General features: G+C 72.5%; 21 protein-coding genes. 10 read left to right on the forward strand and 11 right to left on the reverse strand.

The annotated features are described in order from the left end of the window. Nucleotides 1–20: 20 nt before the first annotated feature. Nucleotides 21–977, reverse strand: a complete 957-nt coding sequence (locus tag LUU90_RS00645) for a GlxA family transcriptional regulator (protein WP_275001255.1) — start codon at nucleotides 975–977, stop codon at nucleotides 21–23. A gap of 147 nt (nucleotides 978–1,124) precedes the next feature. Between LUU90_RS00645 and LUU90_RS00650 the strand changes: the two genes are divergently transcribed. After that, the gene (locus LUU90_RS00650; RefSeq protein WP_275001256.1) at nucleotides 1,125–2,318 is read left to right on the forward strand and encodes a sialidase family protein; all 1,194 of its coding nucleotides are present in this window, start codon (nucleotides 1,125–1,127) and stop codon (nucleotides 2,316–2,318) included. Between the two features lie 22 nt (nucleotides 2,319–2,340). Here the strand turns inward: LUU90_RS00650 and LUU90_RS00655 are convergent, their stop codons facing one another. The 5 genes from LUU90_RS00655 to LUU90_RS00675 form a co-directional block, all read right to left on the reverse strand. Continuing rightward, on the reverse strand, nucleotides 2,341–3,057 hold the full coding sequence (locus LUU90_RS00655; protein ID WP_275001747.1) for a DUF1361 domain-containing protein: 717 nt from the start codon (nucleotides 3,055–3,057) through the stop codon (nucleotides 2,341–2,343). A 68-nt stretch (nucleotides 3,058–3,125) separates the two neighbouring features. Further along, entirely contained in the window at nucleotides 3,126–4,715 is a 1,590-nt protein-coding gene (locus LUU90_RS00660) for an AbgT family transporter (protein WP_275001257.1), read from the reverse strand. Beyond that, the gene (locus tag LUU90_RS00665; protein ID WP_275001259.1) at nucleotides 4,712–5,833 is read right to left on the reverse strand and encodes an alpha/beta hydrolase family esterase; all 1,122 of its coding nucleotides are present in this window, start codon (nucleotides 5,831–5,833) and stop codon (nucleotides 4,712–4,714) included. The genes LUU90_RS00660 and LUU90_RS00665 overlap by 4 nt, the downstream gene beginning before the upstream one ends. 103 nt (nucleotides 5,834–5,936) lie before the next feature. Then, nucleotides 5,937–6,704, reverse strand: a complete 768-nt coding sequence (locus LUU90_RS00670; protein ID WP_275001260.1) for a creatininase family protein — start codon at nucleotides 6,702–6,704, stop codon at nucleotides 5,937–5,939. After that, nucleotides 6,701–7,390 (reverse strand): FadR/GntR family transcriptional regulator, encoded by a 690-nt coding sequence (locus LUU90_RS00675; RefSeq protein WP_275001261.1) that lies wholly within the window; start codon nucleotides 7,388–7,390, stop codon nucleotides 6,701–6,703. Before LUU90_RS00675 ends, LUU90_RS00670 begins: the two co-directional genes overlap by 4 nt. A 161-nt stretch (nucleotides 7,391–7,551) precedes the next feature. On the opposite strand from LUU90_RS00675, the gene LUU90_RS00680 reads away from it, so the two are divergent. Together LUU90_RS00680 and LUU90_RS00685 are read left to right on the forward strand one after the other, a co-directional pair. Continuing rightward, nucleotides 7,552–7,941: a helix-turn-helix domain-containing protein gene (locus LUU90_RS00680; protein WP_275001748.1), complete on the forward strand. Its 390-nt coding sequence runs from the start codon at nucleotides 7,552–7,554 to the stop codon at nucleotides 7,939–7,941. A gap of 98 nt (nucleotides 7,942–8,039) precedes the next feature. Then, nucleotides 8,040–8,510, forward strand: coding sequence for a VOC family protein (locus tag LUU90_RS00685; RefSeq protein WP_275001262.1), 471 nt, complete (start codon nucleotides 8,040–8,042; stop codon nucleotides 8,508–8,510). A 137-nt stretch (nucleotides 8,511–8,647) separates the two neighbouring features. Here LUU90_RS00685 and LUU90_RS00690 read toward each other — a convergent pair whose 3' ends face one another. Then, nucleotides 8,648–9,502 (reverse strand): LLM class flavin-dependent oxidoreductase, encoded by an 855-nt coding sequence (locus tag LUU90_RS00690; RefSeq protein ID WP_275001263.1) that lies wholly within the window; start codon nucleotides 9,500–9,502, stop codon nucleotides 8,648–8,650. 1 nt (nucleotide 9,503) lies between these two features. After that, nucleotides 9,504–10,127 carry a GNAT family N-acetyltransferase gene (locus LUU90_RS00695; protein ID WP_275001264.1) on the reverse strand — a complete coding sequence of 208 codons (624 nt, stop codon included), beginning with the start codon at nucleotides 10,125–10,127 and terminating at the stop codon, nucleotides 9,504–9,506. A gap of 122 nt (nucleotides 10,128–10,249) precedes the next feature. Between LUU90_RS00695 and LUU90_RS00700 the strand changes: the two genes are divergently transcribed. The 4 genes from LUU90_RS00700 (at nucleotide 10,250) to LUU90_RS00715 (ending at nucleotide 13,660) form a co-directional block, all read left to right on the forward strand. Further along, on the forward strand, nucleotides 10,250–10,573 hold the full coding sequence (locus tag LUU90_RS00700) for a DUF2277 domain-containing protein (protein WP_275001265.1): 324 nt from the start codon (nucleotides 10,250–10,252) through the stop codon (nucleotides 10,571–10,573). Between the two features lie 120 nt (nucleotides 10,574–10,693). Beyond that, entirely contained in the window at nucleotides 10,694–12,061 is a 1,368-nt protein-coding gene (locus LUU90_RS00705) for a cystathionine beta-synthase (protein ID WP_275001267.1), read from the forward strand. Between the two features lie 70 nt (nucleotides 12,062–12,131). Then, on the forward strand, nucleotides 12,132–13,298 hold the full coding sequence (locus LUU90_RS00710; RefSeq protein WP_275001269.1) for a cystathionine gamma-synthase: 1,167 nt from the start codon (nucleotides 12,132–12,134) through the stop codon (nucleotides 13,296–13,298). 116 nt (nucleotides 13,299–13,414) lie between these two features. Then, complete coding sequence (locus LUU90_RS00715; protein ID WP_425596166.1) at nucleotides 13,415–13,660, forward strand: hypothetical protein; 246 nt, start codon at nucleotides 13,415–13,417, stop codon at nucleotides 13,658–13,660. A gap of 24 nt (nucleotides 13,661–13,684) precedes the next feature. Here the strand turns inward: LUU90_RS00715 and LUU90_RS00720 are convergent, their stop codons facing one another. Next, entirely contained in the window at nucleotides 13,685–13,930 is a 246-nt protein-coding gene (locus tag LUU90_RS00720) for a hypothetical protein (RefSeq protein WP_275001271.1), read from the reverse strand. A 142-nt stretch (nucleotides 13,931–14,072) separates the two neighbouring features. Between LUU90_RS00720 and glgX the strand changes: the two genes are divergently transcribed. The 3 genes from glgX to LUU90_RS00735 all read left to right on the forward strand — a co-directional run bounded on the left by glgX (nucleotide 14,073) and on the right by LUU90_RS00735 (nucleotide 18,947). Beyond that, nucleotides 14,073–16,199 (forward strand): glycogen debranching protein GlgX, encoded by a 2,127-nt coding sequence (glgX, locus tag LUU90_RS00725; protein WP_275001272.1) that lies wholly within the window; start codon nucleotides 14,073–14,075, stop codon nucleotides 16,197–16,199. Nucleotides 16,200–16,269: 70 nt separating this feature from the next. Continuing rightward, entirely contained in the window at nucleotides 16,270–18,030 is a 1,761-nt protein-coding gene (locus LUU90_RS00730) for a hypothetical protein (RefSeq protein ID WP_275001274.1), read from the forward strand. A 56-nt stretch (nucleotides 18,031–18,086) separates the two neighbouring features. Then, on the forward strand, nucleotides 18,087–18,947 hold the full coding sequence (locus tag LUU90_RS00735; RefSeq protein ID WP_275001275.1) for a PPK2 family polyphosphate kinase: 861 nt from the start codon (nucleotides 18,087–18,089) through the stop codon (nucleotides 18,945–18,947). Between the two features lie 74 nt (nucleotides 18,948–19,021). On the opposite strand, the gene zapE is transcribed toward LUU90_RS00735, so the two are convergent. After that, nucleotides 19,022–20,068 carry a cell division protein ZapE gene (gene zapE / locus LUU90_RS00740; protein ID WP_275001276.1) on the reverse strand — a complete coding sequence of 349 codons (1,047 nt, stop codon included), beginning with the start codon at nucleotides 20,066–20,068 and terminating at the stop codon, nucleotides 19,022–19,024. Between the two features lie 53 nt (nucleotides 20,069–20,121). Further along, nucleotides 20,122–20,769, reverse strand: coding sequence for a hypothetical protein (locus LUU90_RS00745; protein ID WP_275001277.1), 648 nt, complete (start codon nucleotides 20,767–20,769; stop codon nucleotides 20,122–20,124). Between the last annotated feature and the right edge of the window lie 8 nt (nucleotides 20,770–20,777).

Genomic DNA, 20,777 nt, shown 5'->3' on the forward strand with positions numbered 1-20,777 from the left:
CGAGCGACCAACAGGCCTCCTCAGGCCGAGAACGTGTGCCGGTACTCCGTCGGGGACGTGCCGAGGATCCGGTGGAAGTGCAGGCGCAGGTTGGCCGCGGTGCCCAGCCCCACACGGTGCGCGATCTGCTCGACGCTCAGGTCGCTGCGCTCCAGGAGCTCCCGCGCCAGGTCCACACGCGCCCGCAGGACCCACTGCATGGGCGTGTACCCGGTGTCCTCGACGAACCGGCGGGAGAACGTGCGCGCGGAGACCCGCGCGTTGCGGGCGAGCGCGTCGAGGGTCAGCGGCTCGGCCAGATGTTCCAGGGCCCAGGCGCGCGTGTCGGCGAACACGTCACCGAGCGGCTCGGGCACGCTGCGCGGCACGTACTGCGCCTGTCCCCCGCTGCGATACGGCGCGGCGACCAGCCGACGGGCCACGTGGTTGGACAGGCCCACACCGTGGTCGCGCCGCACCAGGTGCAGGCACAGGTCGATGCCGGACGCCGCCCCCGCCGAGGTGAGCACCCCGCCCTCGTCGACGAACAGCACGTTCTCGTCGACCTGCACGAGCGGGTGCCGCTCGCGGAGCGCCTTCGTGTAGTGCCAGTGGGTGGTCGCCCGCTTGCCGTCGAGCAGCCCTGTCGCGGCCAGGGCGAACGCCCCGGTCGAGATGGCGGCCAGCCGGGCTCCGCGGGCGTGCGCGGTCTTGAGCGCGTCAACGACGACGGCGGGCGGGTCGGCGGCCGCCGGTGTCCGGTAGCCGGGGACGAACACGGTGTCGGCGCGCTCCAGGGCGTCCAGCCCCTCGGCCACGTGGTACGAGAGGCCGTCACCGCCGGTCACCAGCCCGGGCGCGGCGCCGCAGACCCGCACCTCGTAGGGCATGCTCGGCCGGTTCGAGAACACCTGCGCGGGGATCCCGACGTCGAGCGGCTTGGCGCCCTCGAGCACGAGCACGGCGATCTGATGGTTCCTCCGGTGCGCAGCGGTCACGCGCAGAAGCGTAGGCGCCGCCCCGCGTCGATACTTTGGTGCAACGTTGACTCAAGGGTGGATCCGTCACTACGGTGGCGGCGGCCGCCCGTCACCACGACGGCCCACCGCTGTTCGAGATCAGAGCCGATCCGAGAGGTGACAGACATGTCTGTTGCACGACGCGTGTTCACGGTCCTGGCGCTCGCCGCCCTCACGCTCACCACCGCCGTCGTCCCGGCGACCGCCACGGGCGGCGCCGCTCCGCCACCGGGCGGCGCGGAGAACGGGACCCGGCTCATGGAGGGCCCAGCCCTCTATCCGCGCGCGATCCGGCTGGAGCACTCCGGCGCGGCCAACGGCACCATCGTCGCCAGTGCCGTCACCTTCGCCGACGGCGCCGGGCACGGCGCGATCTTCTCCAGCACCGACCACGGCCGCACGTTCACCCGGGTCGGGACGGTCTCCGATCCCGGAGCGGCCGAGGGCCTGTGCTGCTCGACCCTGTACGAGCTGCCCCGCCGGGTCGGTGACCTGGCCACGGGCACGCTGCTCTGGTCCGCGTCGGTGGGCCAGGAGGCGGACCCGGAGACACGCCGGATGACACTGCCGGTCTGGGCCAGCCGGGACCAGGGCCGCACCTGGGAGCACGTGTCCACGGCGGCCACCGCGGCCGGCGTCAAGGGCCTGTGGGAGCCGGAGTTCGCCGTCTCCCCCGGCGGCGACCTGGTGCTCTACGTCTCGGACGAGAACCAGCAGCCGACCCACAGCCAGACGATCGTGCAGACCACGTCGCCCGACGGCGTGACCTGGTCCCCGCTGGAGAACGTCGTCGCGGCGAAGGACCCGGCGCTCCGTCCCGGGATGCCGGTGGTCCGCAGGCTGCCCGGCGGCACGTACCTGATGAGCTACGAGATCTGCGGGCCCGGCCAGAACTGCCGGCACATGACCCGGCGGTCGTCCGACGCCGTGAGCTGGGGCCCCGCCACCAACCTCGGCAGGCCGGTGCGCACCGCCGACGGGACCCACTTCCGGCACGCCCCGACGATCAGCTGGTACGACGACGGCACCGACGACGGGCGGCTGCTCGGCGTCGGGCAGATGCTGTACGGGGCCGACGGGACCGTGCTGCCGGGCAACGGGTCGACGATCATGACGAACGACGCGGCGCCGGAGTCCCCCTGGCGGACGGCGGCGGCGCCGGTCCGGGTCTTCGAGCCGTGGAACAACTACTGCCCCAACTACAGCTCGTCCCTGCTGCCGATGCCCGAACGGGACGAGCTCCTGGAGCTCGCGACGGGGTACGACGCGGAGGGCGGCACCTGCACCACCTACTTCGCGGTCGCCGGCCTGCCTGACTGACCCGCGTGTGGCCGCCGTCGGCTCATCGGCTGCCGGCGGCCACCAGCAGCAGCACGGGCGCGACCACGAGCAGGTACATCAGCCCGAAGAACAGCGTGTGCACGACGACGAAGCCGGCCAGCGTCCGCAGGTGCGCCGGCACCCGCAGGTGCTCGGCGAGCTTGCGCAGGAACGATCCCGGGTGCAGCAGGTCCCAGGAGTTGAACCGGACGTAGCGGCCCAGGTAGATGCCGACGCTCACCAGCAGCAGGGTGACCGCCACCAGCACCCAGGAGTCGGGCTGGCGATACGGGTCGTCGTCGTTGGGCCGGACCAGCAGTACGTAGGCGAACTGCACCAGCAGCACGTTCATCAGCATGTTCAGCACGCCGGACAGCGCCAGCGACAGCACCATCACGATGTCGTACCAGAGGGGCGCAGGGTCGTCCGTGGGCCGCCGGTGGGAGAAGTTCAGCTCGGTCACGAGGTAGGCCGAGTTCGGCAGCAGCAGCACCCAGACCACGAGCACGAGCGCCATCACCGCGAGCAGCAGCGCCTGGCTCGGCATGAAGCTCACCACCGCCACGGCCACGGCCACCCCGATCCCCAGCACCACCGCCGGGGCGATCGACAGCCCGATGTTGAGCACCATCGGCCAGTAGACCGGCAGCCGGAACAGCGGCGCGCGCAGCAGCACCAGCGCGAGGGCGAAGACGTTCAGCAGGACGATGCCGACGGGCAGCAGCAGGATCGCATTCATCACCGCTCATCCTCGCCTTGACCCCGCCGCCACGCGCGACGGCGGGGTCACCACTCAGTGCGGGGTGGTCACCGCACCGGTGCACCCGGCCCGAGCGGGATGCCGAGCGCCCACCAGGCGAAGAACAGGCAGGTCCAGGCCAGCGTCATGCACACGGCCAGCGGCAGCGTGTAGGACGCGAGGGTGCCGATACCCGCGCTCTTGCGGTACCGCTGGAGAAAACCGAGCGCCATGATGAAGTACGGGCTCATGGGCGTGATCGCCGTCGACCCGGAGTCGGCGATGCGGAACAGCGCCTGCGTGGTCTCCGCCGGCACGTCCAGCAGCATCAGCATGGGCACGACGATCGGTGCCGCGAGCGCCCACATCGCCGAGCCGCTCGTCACCAGGACGTTGACCAGCGACAGCAGCGCGAGGATGGCCAGGAACACCGCCCAGATCGGCACGCCGGTGGACTCCAGGGCCTCGGCGGAGTTCACGGCGATGACGTCACCGATGTGCGTCCAGTCGAAGTACGCGAGGAACTGCGCGATGGCGAAGAACAGCACGAGCACCGGCGCCATCTGGCGTACGCCCTCGGCCATCAGCCTCGGCACGTCGGCCGCCGTGGTGATCGCCCCGGACCGCCAGCCGTACACGATGCCGACGAGCGCGAACAGGACCGCCACGATCGCGGCTATCCCGTCCAGGAACGGCGACTCGGTGAGGCTCCCGCCCTCGCCGCGCAGCGGGGACGACGGCGGCAGCACCACCGCGACGACCGCCAGCATGGCGACGAGGCCGCTGATCATCGCGGCGCGCAGCGCGGACCGGTCGCGCGGTGAGAGCTCGAGGCCCTCGACGTCGTCGAGATCCGCGTCGGGGTCGGCGTCGAGGTCGGGCCGCTTGGCCAGCACGAGGTTGGTGACGAGCGTGATCACTATCGCCAGGAGCAGCGAGGACCCGATGTTGAAGTACCAGTTGCTCACCGGCGAGACGTACGCGGTGGGGTCGATCATGCGAGCGGCCTCGGTGGTGATGCCCGCGAAGATGGCGTCGTTCGGCGTCGGCACGGGGCTCGCGTCGTACCCGGACGCGATGGACGTGTACGCCACGACGACACCGAGGATCGGCGACTTGCCCACCGCCCGGAAGGCGAGGCCGCCCAGCGGCACCAGGATGATGTAGGCGGCGGCGCTCGCGACGTGCGACACGGTGCCGGCGAACGCGACGGCGAACACCACCCACGACACGGGCACGCGGGACACGGAGACCTTCATGGCCGCGGCCAGGAAGCCGGTGCGCTCCGCGATCGCCACACCCATGATGACGGCCACGATGGTGCCCATCGGGCCGAACGTGGCGAAGTTGTCGATCGCCGTCGAGACGGCCATGGCGAGGCCCTCGCCGCTGAGCAGGTTCTGGACCACCACCTCCTCGCCGTCGGCCGGCGAGACCACGGAGACGCCGGCGGCCGCGAGCCCGGCGCTGGTCACGCCGAGGATCGCCGCGAGGATCCAGAACAGCCAGAACGGGTGCGGCAGGGCGTTACCGAGGCGCTCGACGACGGCGAGCGCCCGCAGGACCCGGGGCAGCCGGTCGGGCTCGGACCCGGGCGTGCCGGGCGTGCCAGGTGTGCCAGGTGTGCCGGCCGTGCCGGCCGTGGGCGTGGTCGTCATGACGTCGCTCCCTGCTGCGCGGGCTCGGTGACGCGCTCGGTCGCGCGCTCGGTGAGGAACCGGACCGGCAGCCGCTCGTCACGCAGGAAGTCCCACATCACCTCGTGGGCCTCGATGCTGTGCGTGGCGTACCCGCCACCGGAGTAGCTGTCCTCGCCCGGCCAGGTGTGGCCACCGCCGAGCACCGCCACGTGCGTGACCTCGGCGCCGGCGGAGCAGCCGGTCCAGCGGTAGGTCGTGACGTCGGCGGCGGTGGCCTCGGCGTCGGGCACGGGAGTGCAGCCGTTGCGCTGAGCCCAGGCGCCTGCCCAGTCCTGGATGGCCGGGAGGCCGCGGTCGGTGTCGCCGTCGTACGGGATGGTGGCGTCCGCGGTGCCGTGGAGCTCGATCACGGGGACCGGGCGGCGCGGTGCGCAGTCCGGGTGGCCGGTGCCGTAGAACGCGGCGGCGACCGGGGCGATCGCGGCGATCCGGTCGGACAGCTCGCAGGCCAGGATGCCCGTGAAGCCCGCGCCGTTGGACTTGCCGGTGGCGTACACGCGTCGCGTGTCGACGCACAGGTCGGCCTCCAGCGTGTCCAGGAGGTCGTTCGTGTAGGCGATGTCGTCGACCCCGGGCGCGGAGTAGGGCGCACCCTCCCAGGCCTGCCGGTCGCCGTCGCCGGTGCCGATCACGCCGTTGCCGTACGCCACGATCGCGGGCAGGGCGTCGAGGCCGGAGAACGCCTCGGTGCCCGCTCCGGTGTTGCCGCGGCCGTGGAAGACGAGCACGACCGGCCAGGCACGGTCGCTGCGGTACCCGTCGGGCAGGTGCAGCTGGACGCTGCGCTCCCGCCCGTCGCTGGTGAGCGTGCGCAGAACGCTGCTGCCGGGCTCCTGACCCGGGTCGCTGCCGCAGCCCGCGGAGCGAGCGGGTCCGGCGGCGTGGAGCGCGCTGCCCGACGGTGAGGCCACGGCGTCGGGCAGCGCGGGTGCGGACCAGGCGGTGCTGGCGCCGAGCGGGCCGACCAGCCCGGAGGCCGCGAGCGCCAGCGTGACGAGGAGCGCCGCGCGACGGCGGGGCCGTCTCCGGGCGGCTCCCGCGCCGGCAGGGGCGGATGGTGCTGTCGTCGTTGACATGCGAGTCCTTTCTCGGTGCCTGCCCGGTTCCGGGCATGACGGGGTAGGCACCTGGCGGGCCAGGTGCGTCGAAGGTGTTCGTGGAGGGCTGGTGGGTGGCGGCCTATCCGGCCGGCCACTCCTCGAGGAACGTCGTGATGCGGCTGACGACGGCCTTCACGATCGCGGCGCCGTCGTCCGCGGTGGCCCGCCGGGGGTCGCCGAGCACCCCGTTGGCGCTGAGCCGGTCGTAGGGCAGGGTGAGCGCCGGGTGCGTGTACCGGCGGGCGGTCCGGGAGACGTCGTCGAGCTGGTCCGGGGTGGTGGTGCCCGGCTCGAGACGGTCGGTGTGCACCAGGTGCGGTGCGATGTGCAGCATCTGCGCCGTCTCGGCCTCGCCCGAGTGCCCGTGGACCGCGCTCGGGTCCATCGCGGCCACGGCGTCGCCGGCCAGCGGGGTCAGCGGCGTCCAGGCGAGCCGGACCTCGGGGTGCGAGACCAGCAGGTCCTGCGCCACGGTGCTCAGCGTCGCGTTGTTGCCGCCGTGCCCGGTCACCACCAGGAACCGGGTCCAGCCGTGCCGGTGCAGGCTCGTCACGTACTCCCGCACGACGGCGGCGAACGTGCCCGTCGTGAGGGTCACCGTGCCGGCGAACGCCATGTGGTGCGGCGACACCCCGACCGGGAGGGACGGCCCGACGACCACCTTGTCACCCAGGCCTGCGGCGACCTGCGCCACCACCGCCTCGGCGCGGAACAGGTCCGTCCCGAGCACCATGCCGGGACCGTGCTGCTCCAGCGCGCCGGCCGGGATCAGCACCACGGTGCCCCGGGCGGCGGCGTCGGCGGCCTCCGACGTCGTCATCTCCGCGAGGTGGACCGGCACGTTCATGACGCCTCCCCGCCGAAGTCCGCGGCCTCCAGCGAGGCCCGGATGGTGGTCAGGTGCTCGCGGGTGAGCCGCTCGGCCGCCGGGCCGTCGCCGTCCCGCACCGCCGCGAGGATCTCCAGGTGCTCGGCATGGTCCCGGTTGCGGTCGTCGTAACGGAACCGGATCTCCGTCTGCTCCGACGCCCGCACGTGCAGCAGCGCCTCCACCGTCTCGCGCAGCAGGCCGTTGCCCGACGCCGCCGCCAGCTCCACGTGGAAGTTGAGCGCCGGGCGGAACCCGTGCACCGGCGGCTGCAGCGCCGTCGCCGTCGCGGCCTCCAGCCGCTGCAGGCCCGCCGCGTCCCGGGCGCTCGCCGCCAGCGCGGCGATGCCGGGCTCGATGACGAGGCGGGCCTGGACGAGCTCGATCACCGAGGCACGGGTGATGTGCGGCCGGTGCGGGTTGGCCAGCACCGTCCGTTCGAGGCCGGGGCCGATGTACGTGCCGGAGCCGTGCCGCAGCTCGACCACACCCGTCGCCTCGAGCCGCCGCAGCGCCTCGCGGACGGTGGGCGTGGTGACGGCGAAGCGCTTGGCCAGGTCGCGGGAGGACTCGAGCACGTCGCCCGGTCCGAGGCTCTCCGAGCGGATCAGCTGGACGATGTCGTCGGCCAGCTGCTCCGAGAACGAGGCTCTACCTTGAGTCATGGCAAGTGACTAAATCACTTGATGACTCGTCGGTCAACCCCCACAAGGGGCGGCAAGGGGTTCCTCCCGGATCTTTTTCCGGACTCGGCCACGCACCGCGTGCGCCCTAGGCTGGCCCCGTGACCTCCAGCACGATGCTCCGCCCCGGAGCGAGGCAGGCGATGTCCCCGCGCGAGCAGGACAACCGCCGGCTGCTGCGGGCCCGGGACGCCATCGACCGCGACTACGGCCGACCGCTCGACGTGCCGACGCTGGCCCGCATCGCGCACGTCTCACCGGCGCACTTCAGCCGCACGTTCCGGGCCGCGTTCGGTGAGACGCCGCACCGCTACCTGCAACGGCGCCGGATCGAGCGCGCGATGGCCATGCTGCGCGACACCGCGACGCCGGTCACCGAGATCGCGCTCGCGGTCGGGTCCAACAGCCTCGGGACGTTCAGCCGCACCTTCCGCGACGTGGTCGGTGTCTCGCCGAGCGAGTACCGGCGCCGGACGCGGCCGGTCGTGGCCCCGGTCTGCTTCACGAAGAGCTGGCTGCGGCCCGCGGACTGAACCGCGACCGGGACCGGGCAGGCGCGAGGCCGGGCTGGGCCCAGGCCGAGCAGATTCGGAGAAGCGCGCCGCACGAGGCCGCCCGTAGCGTGGCCGGCATGTTCAACAACATCTCCATCACCGCCGTGCACGTCATCGACCAGGACGAGGCCCTCGACTTCTACGTCGGCAAGCTCGGGTTCACCGTCAGCAACGACGTCGACATGGGTTTCATGCGCTGGCTGACCGTCTCCCTGCCGAACGACCCCGACCGCCACCTGCTCCTCGAGGTGCCGGGACCGCCCTCGCTGAGCGAGGAGGTCGCCGCTCAGGTCAGAGACCTGCTGACCAAGGGAGCGCTCGGCGTCGCGTGCATCCTGACGACCGACGACTGCCGCCGCACCTACGCCGAGCTCCGCGCGAAAGGCGTCGAGTTCACCGAGGAGCCGGTCGAGCAGCCGTACGGGATCGACTGCGCCCTGCGCGACCCGTTCGGCAACCACATCCGGATCACCCAGCCGGCCACCGGCCCGGTGGAGGTGACCGACGAGGACATCGCCCGCTGGAGCGGCGCCAACCAGGACGGTTGAGTCCTGGGCCAGGCTCGGACCGAGCCTCGCCTACCGGGCCTCGCCTACCGAGCCTCGCCTACCGAGCCTCGCCTACCGAGCCTCGCCTACCGAGCCTCGCCTACCGAGCCTTGCAGGCCGAACCTCGCAGGCCGACCTCAGGGCCTCGGCGGCCCTGCCTCGATCCGGCGCAGCACCGTGGCGCGGGAGTAGAGGTCGGGTGACTCGTACAGCCCGCGCTCGTCCCACCAGGTCGCCCCGGCAGCGGCCAGCGGCCCGACGACATCGGCCGCTGCCTCCGGCGTCGTGCGCCCGCCCGCGACGAGGTCGAAGCTGTCGCCCCCGGCACGGTGCTCGCCGACGTACGCAGCGACGTCGTGCACCTCCTCCGGCGTCGGCGGGGCGCCGTGCCCGGACGCGAACAGCGGCACGACGCCGTCCCAGCGCGCCGCGCGGCGGAACGGCCGGCGGTTGGGCCAGAACCCGCCCACCCATACCGGCGGCCGCGGCTGCTGCTCGGTCGCGGGCAGGAGCTCGACGTCCCGCACCCGGTAGTGCGGCCCGTCGTGGTCGACCCGCTCCCCCGCCCAGTAGCGGGCGAGGAGGCCGAGGCCCTCATCGAGCTTCCCGGCGAGCACCACCGGGTCCGTCTCGTCGCCGAAGCTGCCGAACTCGTCCTCGACCGGCCCACCAAGGCCCGCGCCGAAGATCACACGGCCACCGCTGAGCACGTCGAGCGTCGCCACCTGCCGGGCAAGCTGTTCGGGACGCCGCCGGGCGACCGGCGTCACGAGGGTCCCCAGCCGGATCCGCGACGTCGCGAGCGCCGCCGCCGTCAGCAGCATCCACGGGTCGCCGAACGGCAGGCCGCGGCGCATCTCCTTGCTGTGCACCACGTGGTCCCAGACGAACAGGCCGTCCCAGCCGGCGTCCTCGGCGGCGCGGGCCACCGTCGCGACGGTGCGGGGGTCAGCGAAGTCACCGAAGTTGGGGACGTTCACGGAGTAGCGCATCTCAGACCTCTGTCTCGGTGTCGGCGGCGAGCGTGGCTACGGTCCCCGCGTCGGGACCGGCAGCAGGACCGGCACCGGCCCCGGCGTCGGGACCGCGCAGCTCACGCCACATGATCCGCAGCCCGACGTCGCCCAGCTCGGGGTGCCGGAACGCGCCGGGGGCGATGCCGAGCGTCACGAAGCCGAGGCTCTCGTACAGGTGGACGGCGGCGGCGTTGGTGTCGACGACGGCGTTGAACTGGATGGCGGCATACCCCTGCCGGCGCGCCCAGTCGATCATGTCCTCGACCAGCGCCCGTCCGGCGCCGCTGCCGCGGACCGTCCGGTCGACCATGATGCTGCCCGAGGCGACGTGGCTGCCCGGGCCCGGCCGGTTGGGGTACATGTTGGCCGTGCCGACCAGCACACCGTCGCGCACCGCCACCACGACCCGCACGGGCGCGTCCAGCCACGCCGACCGGGCCTGGGCCTCGGTCATCGTGGGCTCGTACGCGAACGTGTCGGCGGCTCGCACCACCTCCTCGACGATCGGCCAGATCGCAGGCCAGTCCTCACCGGTGGCCTCCCGCACGGAGGTCAGGGCCCGGGACGTGCGCAGGACTTCCGATTCCGATTCGACGACCACGCCCCCACTCTGCCGTACCCCGCCCCCTCCCCGCCAAAGCGACCCGCGTTCCCGGCGGCCATCCCGGTGGAGGCCGGCGGCGCCCCCTCCCGCGACGCGGCAGCCCGGCGTACGGTCGGAACATGTGCCGAAACATCACGACGCTACGCGGGCTCGAACCGCCCGCCACCGACGAAGAGATCACCGCCGCCGCGCTGCAGTTCGTCCGCAAGGTCACCGGCGTGACGAAGGTCAGCGACGCCACGCGCGAGCCCGTCGAGCAGGCCACGCAGGAGATCACGGACATCGTGACGCGCCTGCTCGACGCGCTGCCGGAACGCCGTCAGCCACCGAAGACCGTGCCGCCCCTGCGCCGTGCCGAGGTCCAGGAGCGCATCGCACAGCGCATCAAGGAGCGCGAGGAGCACGAGCGCATGCACGAGCAGGGCATCGCGCACTCGCACTGAGCGGGCCGTAGCCCTACAGTGGCGGTGTGCTCGCACCGCTCTCCTGTTGCTGTCGCTGACCCGGCCCCGTCCGTAGTCCGCGCGCACCGCTGCGCGCCAGCACAACAGGAAGATCAACAGGTGCAGTACGTCAACTCTGTCGTAGACCTCGTCGGCAACACGCCCCTCGTCCGGCTCCACCGGGTGACCGACGGCGTGACCCGCGCGACCGTGCTCGTCAAGCTCGAGTACCTCAACCCCGGCGGGTCCTCCAAGGACCGCATCGCCGGGCGGATCATCGACGCCGCGGAGCGCGAGGGCAAGCTCCGCCCCGGCGGCACGATCGTCGAGCCGACCTCCGGCAACACCGGTGTCGGTCTCGCGCTCGTCGCCCAGCAGCGCGGCTACCGGTGCGTCTTCGTGCTGCCCGACAAGGTGGGCAAGGACAAGCGCGACGTGCTCACGGCGTACGGCGCCGAGGTGGTCGTGACCCCCACGGCGGTCGCGCCGGACAGCCCCGAGTCGTACTACTCGGTGAGCGACCGGCTCGTGCGCGAGATCCCCGGCGCGTTCAAGCCCGACCAGTACTCCAACCCCCACGGCCCACGGTCCCACTACGAGACCACCGGCCCCGAGATCTGGCGCGACACCGAGGGTCGCGTGACCCACTTCGTCGCGGGCGTCGGCACCGGCGGCACCATCACCGGCGCCGGCCGCTACCTGCGTGAGGTCTCGGGCGACCGGGTGCGCATCGTCGGCGCGGACCCCGAGGGGTCCGTCTACTCGGGCGGCACCGGCCGCCCCTACCTCGTCGAGGGGGTCGGCGAGGACTTCTGGCCGTCCGCCTACGACCCGGCCGTGCCGCACGAGGTCATCGCCGTCAGCGATGCCGAGTCGTTCGCGATGACCCGGCGCCTGGCACGCGAGGAGGGCATCCTCGTGGGCGGGTCGAGCGGCATGGCCGTCGTCGCCGCCCTCCGGGCCGCCCGGGACCTCGGTCCCGACGACGTCGTCGTGGTCCTGCTGCCCGACGGCGGCCGGGGCTACCTCGCCAAGATCTTCGACGACACCTGGATGCGGTCCTACGGGTTCTCCCCCGCGATCGAGGACCACACGGTCGCCGACGTCCTGGCGGCGAAGGCGGGCCGCACCCCGCCGCTGGTCTACGTGCACCGGACCGACACGGTGCGGGATGCGATCGACCGGATGACCCGCACCGGCGTCTCCCAGCTGCTCGTGCTCACCGCGGAACCACCCGTGGTGCTCGGCGAGGTCGCGGGCGCCGTCCACGAGGACGACCTGCTGGACGGCGTGTTCGGCGGCACGGTGCACCTCTCCGACGAGGTCGGCGGACTCATCGGCAGGCCGCTGCCGCTCGTCGGCGTCAACGAGCCGGTCGGGGCGCTGCGCTCGGCGCTCGCCGCCGACCCCGCCCTGCTCGTGACCGACGGCGGCAAGGCGCTCGGCGTGGTGTCCCGCTCCGACCTGCTCGACTACCTCGCCGTCTGACCCAGCTCGCCGACGGTCCCGGCTCGCCCGGACCCGGCCCACATCACTGAACCATCGAAGAGAGACCACCATGACCGACGTCCGGCCCAGCCGTTTCGACACCCTCGCGATCCACGCGGGGCAGCACCCCGACCCGACCACGGGGGACGCGATCCCCCCGATCCACGTCACCTCCACCTACGCGCAGGACGGCATCGGCGGGCTGCGCGGCGGGTACGAGTACTCGCGCGGCGGCAACCCCACACGCACCGCCCTGGAGGAACAGCTCGCCGCGATCGAGGGAGGCGCGCAAGGCATCTCGTTCGCCTCCGGCCTCGCCGCCGAGGACGCCCTGCTCCGTGCGGTGCTCTCGCCCGGGGACCACGTGCTCGTGCCGAACGACGTCTACGGCGGCACGCACCGGCTCGTCCGCACCATCCACGGGCGGGCCGGCGTGGAGCACACGACGGTCGACACGTCCGACCTCGACGCCGTGCGTGCCGCCGTCCGGCCCGGGTCGAAGATGCTGTGGGTCGAGACGCCGTCGAACCCGCTGATGAAGATCAGCGACATCGCGGCACTGGCCGGCCTCGCCCGCGAGACGGGCCTGCTCCTGGTGGTCGACAACACGTTCGCCTCGCCCGCCCTCCAGCGCCCCCTCGCCCTCGGCGCCGACGTCGTGGTGCACTCCACCACCAAGTACCTCGGCGGGCACTCCGACGTCGTCGGCGGCGCCGTGGTCGTGGCGCACGGCGCCGAGGAGCTCGCCGACCAGGTGCGGTACGTGCAGTTCGCCGCTGGCGCCGTCTCCAGCCCGTTCGACGCCTTCCTCACCACGCGCGGGATCAAGACGCTGGCCGTGCGGATGCAGCGCCACTCCGAGAACGCCCAGGCGCTCGCCGAACGCCTGGTCGAGCACCCGGCGGTGGCCCGCGTGCTCTACCCGGGCCTGCCCGACCACCCGGGCCACAAGACCGCCGCGCACCAGATGTCGCGGTTCGGCGGCATGATCTCGCTGGAGCTGGCGGGCGGGGAGCGCGCGGCGCGCACGTTCGCCGAGTCGACCCGGGTCTTCCTGCTCGCCGAGTCGCTCGGCGGCGTCGAGTCGCTGGTCAACTACCCGAGCGAGATGACGCACGCGTCGGTGCGCGGTACGGAGGCCGAGGTGTCGCCGTCGATCGTGCGGCTGTCGGTAGGCCTGGAGGACGTGGCCGACCTGTCGGAGGACATCCTGCAGGCCCTGGACCGCACCCGTTGAGTGCTGGGTATTTGTGGCTCAGAAGGCCCTACTGCCACAAATACCCAGCACTCAACGGGGTGTTGGGGCGGGATAGCCTGGGCGGCGTGAGCGAACATGCGCCCGTCAGCGCTGCCATGCACCGGGCCAAGGCGGATGCCCGCGCGTCCCACGTCACCGTGGGCCTCGTGCGGCACCTGCCCGGCGACCGCGAGGAGATCGACTGCTCCTGCGGCATGACGCTGACCAACGGTCCGCAGTGGTCGCTCGACGAGCACATCCGCCTGCACCGGGCCGAGGCCCGCTACCTGGCCCTGAGCCAGGTAGCGCCGGCGGGCATGCCGCGGCTCATCCCCGTGGGCCCGGGGCGGCTGCCCCGCTGACGGGGCCCTGTCGGCAAAGCTCGGTCAGAGCTCTTCCGGGTCGTCCCAGGAGACTCCGCTCGAGGCTCCGGAGATGGGGTCGAGGGCGCAGTCGGCGAGGTTGCGCGGCGCCTTGGAGGCGTCTCCGCCCCCGAGCAGTCCGCGGCGGGTTGCGGCGCGGCGGACAGCCGGCGGCGCGATACGTGCGTAGGAAGCATTCGACTCGTCGACCAGATCGGTCGGAGCCGAATCGACAGGGTCGGTGGCGGGCTGGGGTTCCCCCGTGATCATGGTCTCATTCTCGCAGAAACCCGGCGGTTCGCACATCCGCTTGGCACAGTATTTTTGAATCCCCGCGAAGCCTCCACGGCGACGGCACGCCCAGCACGCAGATCTCCCCCCACGTACCCGGCCGGGGTGTGATGATCGTCGGATGCAGACCTGGCCTGGGCGTTCCTACCCCCTCGGTGCGACGTTCGACGGTACGGGCACCAACTTCGCGCTCTACTCGTCGGTGGCCGAGCGCGTGGAGCTGTGCCTGCTCGCCGACGACGACACCGAGACCCGCATCTCCGTCACCGAGACCGACGCGCACGTGTGGCACGTGTACCTGCCCGGGGTCGGCCCCGGGACGCGGTACGGGTACCGGGTGCACGGCCCGTACGACCCGGCGTCGGGCCATCGCTGCAACCCTGCCAAGCTGCTGCTGGACCCGTACGCCAAGGCCGTGGACGGCGACCTCGACGGCGACCCGTCGCTGTTCTCCTACCCGTTCTCGGACGTCGACCAGGCCACCACCGGCACGAAGCCGGAGCCGTCCGACTCCCTCGGCCACACCATGGTCTCCGTGGTGGTCAACCCGTTCTTCGACTGGGGCCACGACCGCCCGCCGGCCACGCCGTACCACGAGACGGTGATCTACGAGGCGCACGTCAAGGGCCTCACGATGCGCCACCCGGACGTGCCCGACGAGCTGCGCGGCACATACGCGGGGCTCGCCCACCCGGCGGTGATCGAGCACCTGACCAAGCTGGGTGTCACGGCGATCGAGCTCATGCCGGTGCACCAGTTCGTCACCGACCCCTCCCTCGCGGCGAAGGGCCTGACCAACTACTGGGGCTACAACACGATCGGGTTCTTCGCCCCGCACAACGGGTACGCGGGCTACGGGCGGCGCGGCGAGCAGGTCATGGAGTTCAAGGCCATGGTCAAGGCGATGCACCAGGCGGGCATCGAGGTGCTGCTCGACGTCGTCTACAACCACACGGCCGAGGGCAACCAGCTGGGCCCCACCCTGAGCTTCCGCGGTATCGACAACGCCGCCTACTACCGTCTCGTCGACGGCGACGAGGCGCACTACTTCGACACCACCGGCACCGGCAACTCGCTGCTCATGCGCTCCCCCGCCGTGCTGCAGCTCATCATGGACTCGCTGCGGTACTGGGTGGAGGAGATGCACGTCGACGGGTTCCGCTTCGACCTGGCGGCCACCCTGGCCCGCCAGTTCCACGAGGTCGACCGGCTGAGCGCGTTCTTCGACATCGTGCACCAGGATCCGGTGATCTCCCAGGTCAAGCTGATCGCCGAACCGTGGGACCTGGGCGACGGCGGCTACCAGGTGGGCGGTTTCCCGTCGCTCTGGACCGAGTGGAACGGCCGCTACCGGGACACCGTGCGTGACTTCTGGCGCGGGGAGCCCTCGACGCTGCCGGAGCTCGCCTCCCGCCTGACCGGCTCGAGCGACCTGTACGAGCACAGCGGGCGGATGCCGAGCGCGTCCATCAACTTCGTCACCGCCCACGACGGTTTCACGCTGGCCGACCTCACGTCGTTCAACGAGAAGCACAACGACGCCAACGGGGAGGACAACAAGGACGGCGAGAGCCACAACCGGTCCTGGAACTGCGGCGTCGAGGGCCCCACGGACGATCCGGAGATCCGGGAGCTGCGCGCCCGCCAGCGCCGTAACCTCCTGGTCACGCTCATGCTGAGCCAGGGCGTGCCGATGATCGCGCACGGCGACGAGCTCGGGCGCACCCAGCAGGGCAACAACAACGCCTACTGCCAGGACAACGAGCTCTCGTGGATGGACTGGGAGCTGGACGACGAGCGGGCGGCGCTGCTGGAGTTCGCCCGGCAGGCGGTGCGGCTGCGCCGTGACCACCCGATCCTCCACCGCCGACGGTTCTTCGACGGCAGCGGCACCGACGAGCTCGGTGACATCGAGTGGCTCGACCTCACCGGCGCCCGGATGGACGACACGGACTGGCACCAGTCGTACGCCAGGACGGTGGCCGTCTTCCTCAACGGCGACGCGATCTCGGAGACCGGGGTCCGGGGCGAGGCGGTCGTCGACGACTCGTTCCTGCTCCTGCTCAACGCCCATTCCGGGGCCCTGGACTTCACTCTGCCGCCCGGTGCCTACGGAAAGGCCTGGACGGTGGTGCTCGACACGGACGGCAGCGCCGAGCCGGGAACCGTGCTGGACGCCGGTACCGGCCTCACCGTGACGGGACACAGTGTCGTGGTCCTGACCCGTCCCAGTGGAACACCGGGCTAGGCTGTCGGCCGTGACCGGACCGAGGAGTGGAACCGGGGGAACCACACCACCGCCCCGACCAGGGCCTGATATGCCTGTTCCCGGGCCCAGACCAGTGGTGTGGGCCCCGCGTGCGCGCATCATCGAGGTGCTCGTCCCCTACGACCCGTACGAGGAGCCCGAGCACATGCCGCTGCGCCTCGTGGGCGCCGGCGAGCCCGGGTACTGGGGCGCGGACAGCGTGCTGGGGCACGGCACCGACTACGGCTTCTCGATCGACGGCGGCCCTCTCCTGCCCGACCCGCGCAGCGTCTGGCTGCCGCAGGGTATCCACGGGCCCACCCGGGTCTTCGATCCGGCGTTCGAGTGGACCGACGGCTCCTGGTCGCCGCCCGACCTCTCCACGAGCATCCTCATGCACGTCGACGTCGAGACGTTCACCCCGGAAGGCACGCTGGACGCCGCCGCGGCGCTGCTGCCGACCGTCGCGGAGCTCGGGGTGCAGGGCATCGAGCTCGCGCCCGTCGCGGCGTTCGACCCCGCCGCCGGTCCCACGCGCGGAGTGCGGCTCTACTCGGTGCACGAGCCCTACGGCGGCCCGCGGGCGCTCCAGCGCTTCATCGACGCCGCGCACTCCCTGGGCCTCGCCGTCGTGCTGGACATCCCCTACCGCTGGGCGGTCGCCGACGAGCTGGGGCTGGAGGCCTACGGCCCGTACCTGACGGGCGGCGGCGGCCGCCGGCGGCCGCCGCGTCCCGACGTCGGCGACGCCGGGGAGCACGCCCTGCAGGCGATGCGCCCCCGGACCGGCCAGGTGCCCCTGGACCGGCCCCGCACTGGCCCCATCCAGCTCCGCACCGGTCAGGTGCCCTCGATCGGCACGCGGGCCGGCAAGGTCCCGTCCGCGCCGACCGTGCGCACCGACTACGTGGGCGACCGCATCAACCTCGACGGCAGCGGCAGCCGCGGGCCGCGCGACTTCCTCGTCGACGACGCCAGGCACTGGCTGCGCGAGTACCACGTGGACGGCCTGGTGCTCGACGTCGACGCTCTCGTGGACCGCTCCCCCACCCCGTTCCTCGGCGAGCTCGCGGACTACGTCGTCGGGATGGGCGAGCAGCTCGACCGGCGCTTCAGCCTGCTCGTGGACGGCCCCGGCCGGAGCGACCGGCTGACCACCATCCTGCTGCGCATCCTGTCCGGTCCCGGCCGTACCGAGGACATCCAGGCGCTGCAGATGCTCGCCGACCTGGTCCACCCGTCGGTGCGCCGGGCGACCCGCCAGAACAGCGGGCGCCGCAACCGGGTCCGGGCCGGCGCGAGCGTCGTCGAGGACATCACCCGGCTCCCCGCCGCCCAGCTCACGGTCCCGTGGGCGGGCGAGGAGAGCCCGGCCACGGCGCTCCTCGGTGTGGACGACGTCGACATCCGGGCCAGCGTGCTCGCCACGGTCATCCTCGCGGGCAACCCGCTCGTGCTCGACACCGTGCACGCGCCGGTGGTGCCGCGCAACGAGAACGAGCGGCGGCTGGTGCGCTGGGCGCGCGACCTGATCTCGATCCGGCACGACATCACCGACGAGCTGGACCTGCCGCTGGAGATCCGCTCGACCGCCGACCGGTCCGTCATCGCGGTGCTGCGGGGCAGCCTGGCGTTCGTGCTGAACACCGGCCACGGGCTCGCCGCGCTGCGTCTGGGGAGCCTGCTACGGCCCGCCGACGGAGCGACGAAGGCACCGCTCCCGGGGGCGTTCAAGCTCGCGGCGGCCTGGGAGCCGGGCGCGACCCGCCTGGTCGGCGACACCCTGACGGTGCCGCCGCGGATGACCGCCGTGCTGCGCGCGGACAGCTGACCTGGGAGCCTGAGGTCCTGGCACCGGAGGATTCCGGTCCCACGAAGGAGGCACCGATGGCGAAGAAGCCCGAGAAGCTCTGGAAGGCCCCGGCGGACGAGGCCCTGCGCTGGGTGCGCGGCACCGATGTGACCGCCCTGGACCATTCGTCCACGCCCGGCTGGGCCGGCAAGCGGGCCGACGGCGAGCAGCTGATGGCGGCGCGTGCCCCGGAGCTCGCCGACCTCCAGGAGCGGCTCTTCGCGCACGGCCGCACCGGCGGTGACCGCTCGGTGCTCCTCGTGCTGCAGGGCCTGGACACGGCCGGCAAGGGCGGGATCGTGCGCCACGTCGTCGGCATGGTGGACCCGCAGGGTGTGCAGCACCGGGGGTTCGGCGTGCCGACCGAGGAGGAGCGGAAGCACGACTACCTCTGGCGGATCCGCAACGCGCTCCCCCGGCCCGGGTACCTCGGCGTCTTCGACCGGTCGCACCACGAGCAGGTGCTGGTCGTCCGGGTGAACCGGCTCGAGCCGGTCAAGACCTGGCGCAAGCACTTCCGGGAGCTGAACGACTTCGAGGCCGAGGTGGCGGCGTCGGGCACCCTGATCGTGAAGGTGGCGCTCTTCGTGTCGGCCGACGAGCAGAAGGAGCGCCTCGCCGAGCGGCTCGAACGGCCCGACAAGCACTGGAAGTACGACCCGGCCGACATCGACGTCCGCTCCAGGCTCCCGGAGTACCTGGCGGCCTACCAGGAGATGCTGGACCGCACCTCCACGGCCGTGGCGCCCTGGTACGTCGTACCGGCGGACCGGAAGTGGTACGCGCGCCTGGCGGTCACCGAGCTGCTGACCGGCGCCCTCCGCTCGCTCGACCTGGGCTGGCCGCCCGCCGACTTCGACGTGGAGGCCGAGAAGGCCCGCCTCGCGGCCAGCTAACCCCCGTGTCGTTGAGTGCTGGGTATGTGCGCTCAGAGGGGCCGTTCGAGCGCAGATACCCAGCACTCAGCGGCTCAGAGGAGCTTGCGGCCCTCCTCGGCCAGCGCGCCCAGGCGGGACAGTGCCCGGTAGTACTTCTTGCGGTACCCGCCGGCGAGCATCTCCTCCGTGAACAGCCCCCGGGTGTCCGCGGACCCGCCGAGCAGCACGGGCACGTCCCGGTCGTAGAGGCGGTCCACGAGCACCACGAGACGCAGCGCCACCTCCTGCGCCGTCACGGGGTGCACGCCCGTCAGGGCGACGACGGAGACGCCGTCGAGCAGCGCGCCGTACCGGCTGGGGTGCACGGTGGCCAGGTGCTCGAGCAGGTCGTCGAACGCGTCGAGCGTGGCACCCGGCCGGGCGGCCGCGGCGGCGGTGACCTGGACCTCGGTCAGCGGCTCCGAGTCGGTCACGACCTCGCGGTGGCGGTAGTCCTCGCCGTCGACCCGTAGGGTCTCGAAGCGGTCGGACAGGGCCTTGATCTCGCGCTGGAAGTCCTGTGCGGCGAAGCGGCCCTCGCCGAGCGCGCCGGGCAGCGTGTTCGAGGTCGCGGCGAGGGCGACGCCCCGGTCCGCGAGCTCCCGCATGAGGCGGGACATGATGGTGGTGTCGCCGGCGTCGTCGAGCTCGAACTCGTCGATGCAGACCAGCTTCTTCGCGGCGAGCGCCTCGACGGTCGGGAGGAACCCGAGCGCCCCGACGAGGTTGGTGTACTCGACGAAGGTGCCGTAGGCGGCCTTGTCGGGACCGAGCGCCTCACCGACGGCGTGGGCCAGCGAGGTGAGCAGGTGGGTCTTGCCGACGCCGAACCCGCCGTCGAGGTAGATCGCCGGGGCCGCCTTGCGCCGTGCGAACAGCCCGCGCCTCGGGGCCGTGATCTCCTGGGCGATCTCCTGCAGCCGGGCGAGCGCGCGGGCCTGGCTGGGGTGTGCCGGGTTGGCGCGGTAGGTGGCGAACCGGGCGTCCGCGAAGTGCCGCGGTGGCACCAGGTCGGTGACGAGCCGGTCGACAGGGACCTGCGGTCGGACGGCGCACAGGGCGGTCGTCGCGGTCTGGCTGTCGGTGGTAGCGGTTGTCACAAGGCACCAGATTACCGGCGGGTCGGCCCGCGGGGAGGGCCACGAGAGCAAGGTCACACGTGTCGGACGGCGGGTGCGGCCGGGTCGTCCAGGAGCTCCCCTAGGGCCTGCACCACCTGCGCCGGAGCCCTGGTCTGGGCCGGGCCCTCGTTGCGGTCGTCGCCGGCGACGGCGTGGTCGATCACGAGCTCGTGGAACCGGGGGCCGCTCGACTCCAGGCGGAGCACCTGGACCAGCATCGCCAGGCCCGCACCGGTGACGTTGATCGCGCCGGAGCCGCTCATGGCCTCGCGGGACGCCGCCCCGTTGAGCACGACGTACGGGTCGCCCGGTCCGAGCAGCGGGACGAGCGCGCGGGCGGTGTCGAGGTGCGCAGTGAGGTGGGAGGCCAGCGTGGCGGTCCAGTCGGACGGGTCCACCTCCAGCAGCGGGGCGCCCTTCTGCCAGCCGCCGATCGAGGCCACCACGGCCCCGGGCAGCGGTACGCCGGTCTGCGCGCAGGCTTCGCGGACGGCGTCGGGCAGGGAGCTGGGTCCTGTGTTGCGGACGGGGACCACACCGGGCTGGACGGTGACCCGGTCAGGCAGCTCGCGCCGGGCGGCGGCGAGCACGGGTCGACCGCCGGCAGCCAGGCCGCGAACGACCCGGCTGCCGACGAACCCGCTCGCCCCGACGACGAGGACCGGGCGAGGACTGTTCATTCGCTCAG

Origin of the sequence: Promicromonospora iranensis (assembly GCF_028994775.1) — a bacterium.
Lineage (GTDB): Bacteria > Actinomycetota > Actinomycetes > Actinomycetales > Cellulomonadaceae > Promicromonospora > Promicromonospora iranensis_A.

Excerpts from the sequence above, each read along its gene's own strand:
- LUU90_RS00660 (WP_275001257.1), bottom strand. The coding sequence starts at position 4,715 with ATGACGACCACGCCCACGGCCGGCACGGCCGGCACACCTGGCACACCT.
- LUU90_RS00700 (WP_275001265.1), top strand. The coding sequence starts at position 10,250 with ATGTGCCGAAACATCACGACGCTACGCGGGCTCGAACCGCCCGCCACC.
- LUU90_RS00680 (WP_275001748.1), top strand. The coding sequence starts at position 7,552 with ATGTCCCCGCGCGAGCAGGACAACCGCCGGCTGCTGCGGGCCCGGGAC.
- LUU90_RS00655 (WP_275001747.1), bottom strand. The coding sequence starts at position 3,057 with ATGAATGCGATCCTGCTGCTGCCCGTCGGCATCGTCCTGCTGAACGTC.
- LUU90_RS00665 (WP_275001259.1), bottom strand. The coding sequence starts at position 5,833 with ATGTCAACGACGACAGCACCATCCGCCCCTGCCGGCGCGGGAGCCGCC.
- glgX (WP_275001272.1), top strand. The coding sequence starts at position 14,073 with ATGCAGACCTGGCCTGGGCGTTCCTACCCCCTCGGTGCGACGTTCGAC.
- LUU90_RS00745 (WP_275001277.1), bottom strand. The coding sequence starts at position 20,769 with ATGAACAGTCCTCGCCCGGTCCTCGTCGTCGGGGCGAGCGGGTTCGTC.
- LUU90_RS00685 (WP_275001262.1), top strand. The coding sequence starts at position 8,040 with ATGTTCAACAACATCTCCATCACCGCCGTGCACGTCATCGACCAGGAC.
- LUU90_RS00650 (WP_275001256.1), top strand. The coding sequence starts at position 1,125 with ATGTCTGTTGCACGACGCGTGTTCACGGTCCTGGCGCTCGCCGCCCTC.
- LUU90_RS00710 (WP_275001269.1), top strand. The coding sequence starts at position 12,132 with ATGACCGACGTCCGGCCCAGCCGTTTCGACACCCTCGCGATCCACGCG.
- LUU90_RS00730 (WP_275001274.1), top strand. The coding sequence starts at position 16,270 with ATGCCTGTTCCCGGGCCCAGACCAGTGGTGTGGGCCCCGCGTGCGCGC.
- LUU90_RS00720 (WP_275001271.1), bottom strand. The coding sequence starts at position 13,930 with ATGATCACGGGGGAACCCCAGCCCGCCACCGACCCTGTCGATTCGGCT.
- LUU90_RS00670 (WP_275001260.1), bottom strand. The coding sequence starts at position 6,704 with ATGAACGTGCCGGTCCACCTCGCGGAGATGACGACGTCGGAGGCCGCC.
- LUU90_RS00675 (WP_275001261.1), bottom strand. The coding sequence starts at position 7,390 with ATGACTCAAGGTAGAGCCTCGTTCTCGGAGCAGCTGGCCGACGACATC.
- LUU90_RS00715 (WP_425596166.1), top strand. The coding sequence starts at position 13,415 with ATGCACCGGGCCAAGGCGGATGCCCGCGCGTCCCACGTCACCGTGGGC.
- LUU90_RS00735 (WP_275001275.1), top strand. The coding sequence starts at position 18,087 with ATGGCGAAGAAGCCCGAGAAGCTCTGGAAGGCCCCGGCGGACGAGGCC.
- LUU90_RS00690 (WP_275001263.1), bottom strand. The coding sequence starts at position 9,502 with ATGCGCTACTCCGTGAACGTCCCCAACTTCGGTGACTTCGCTGACCCC.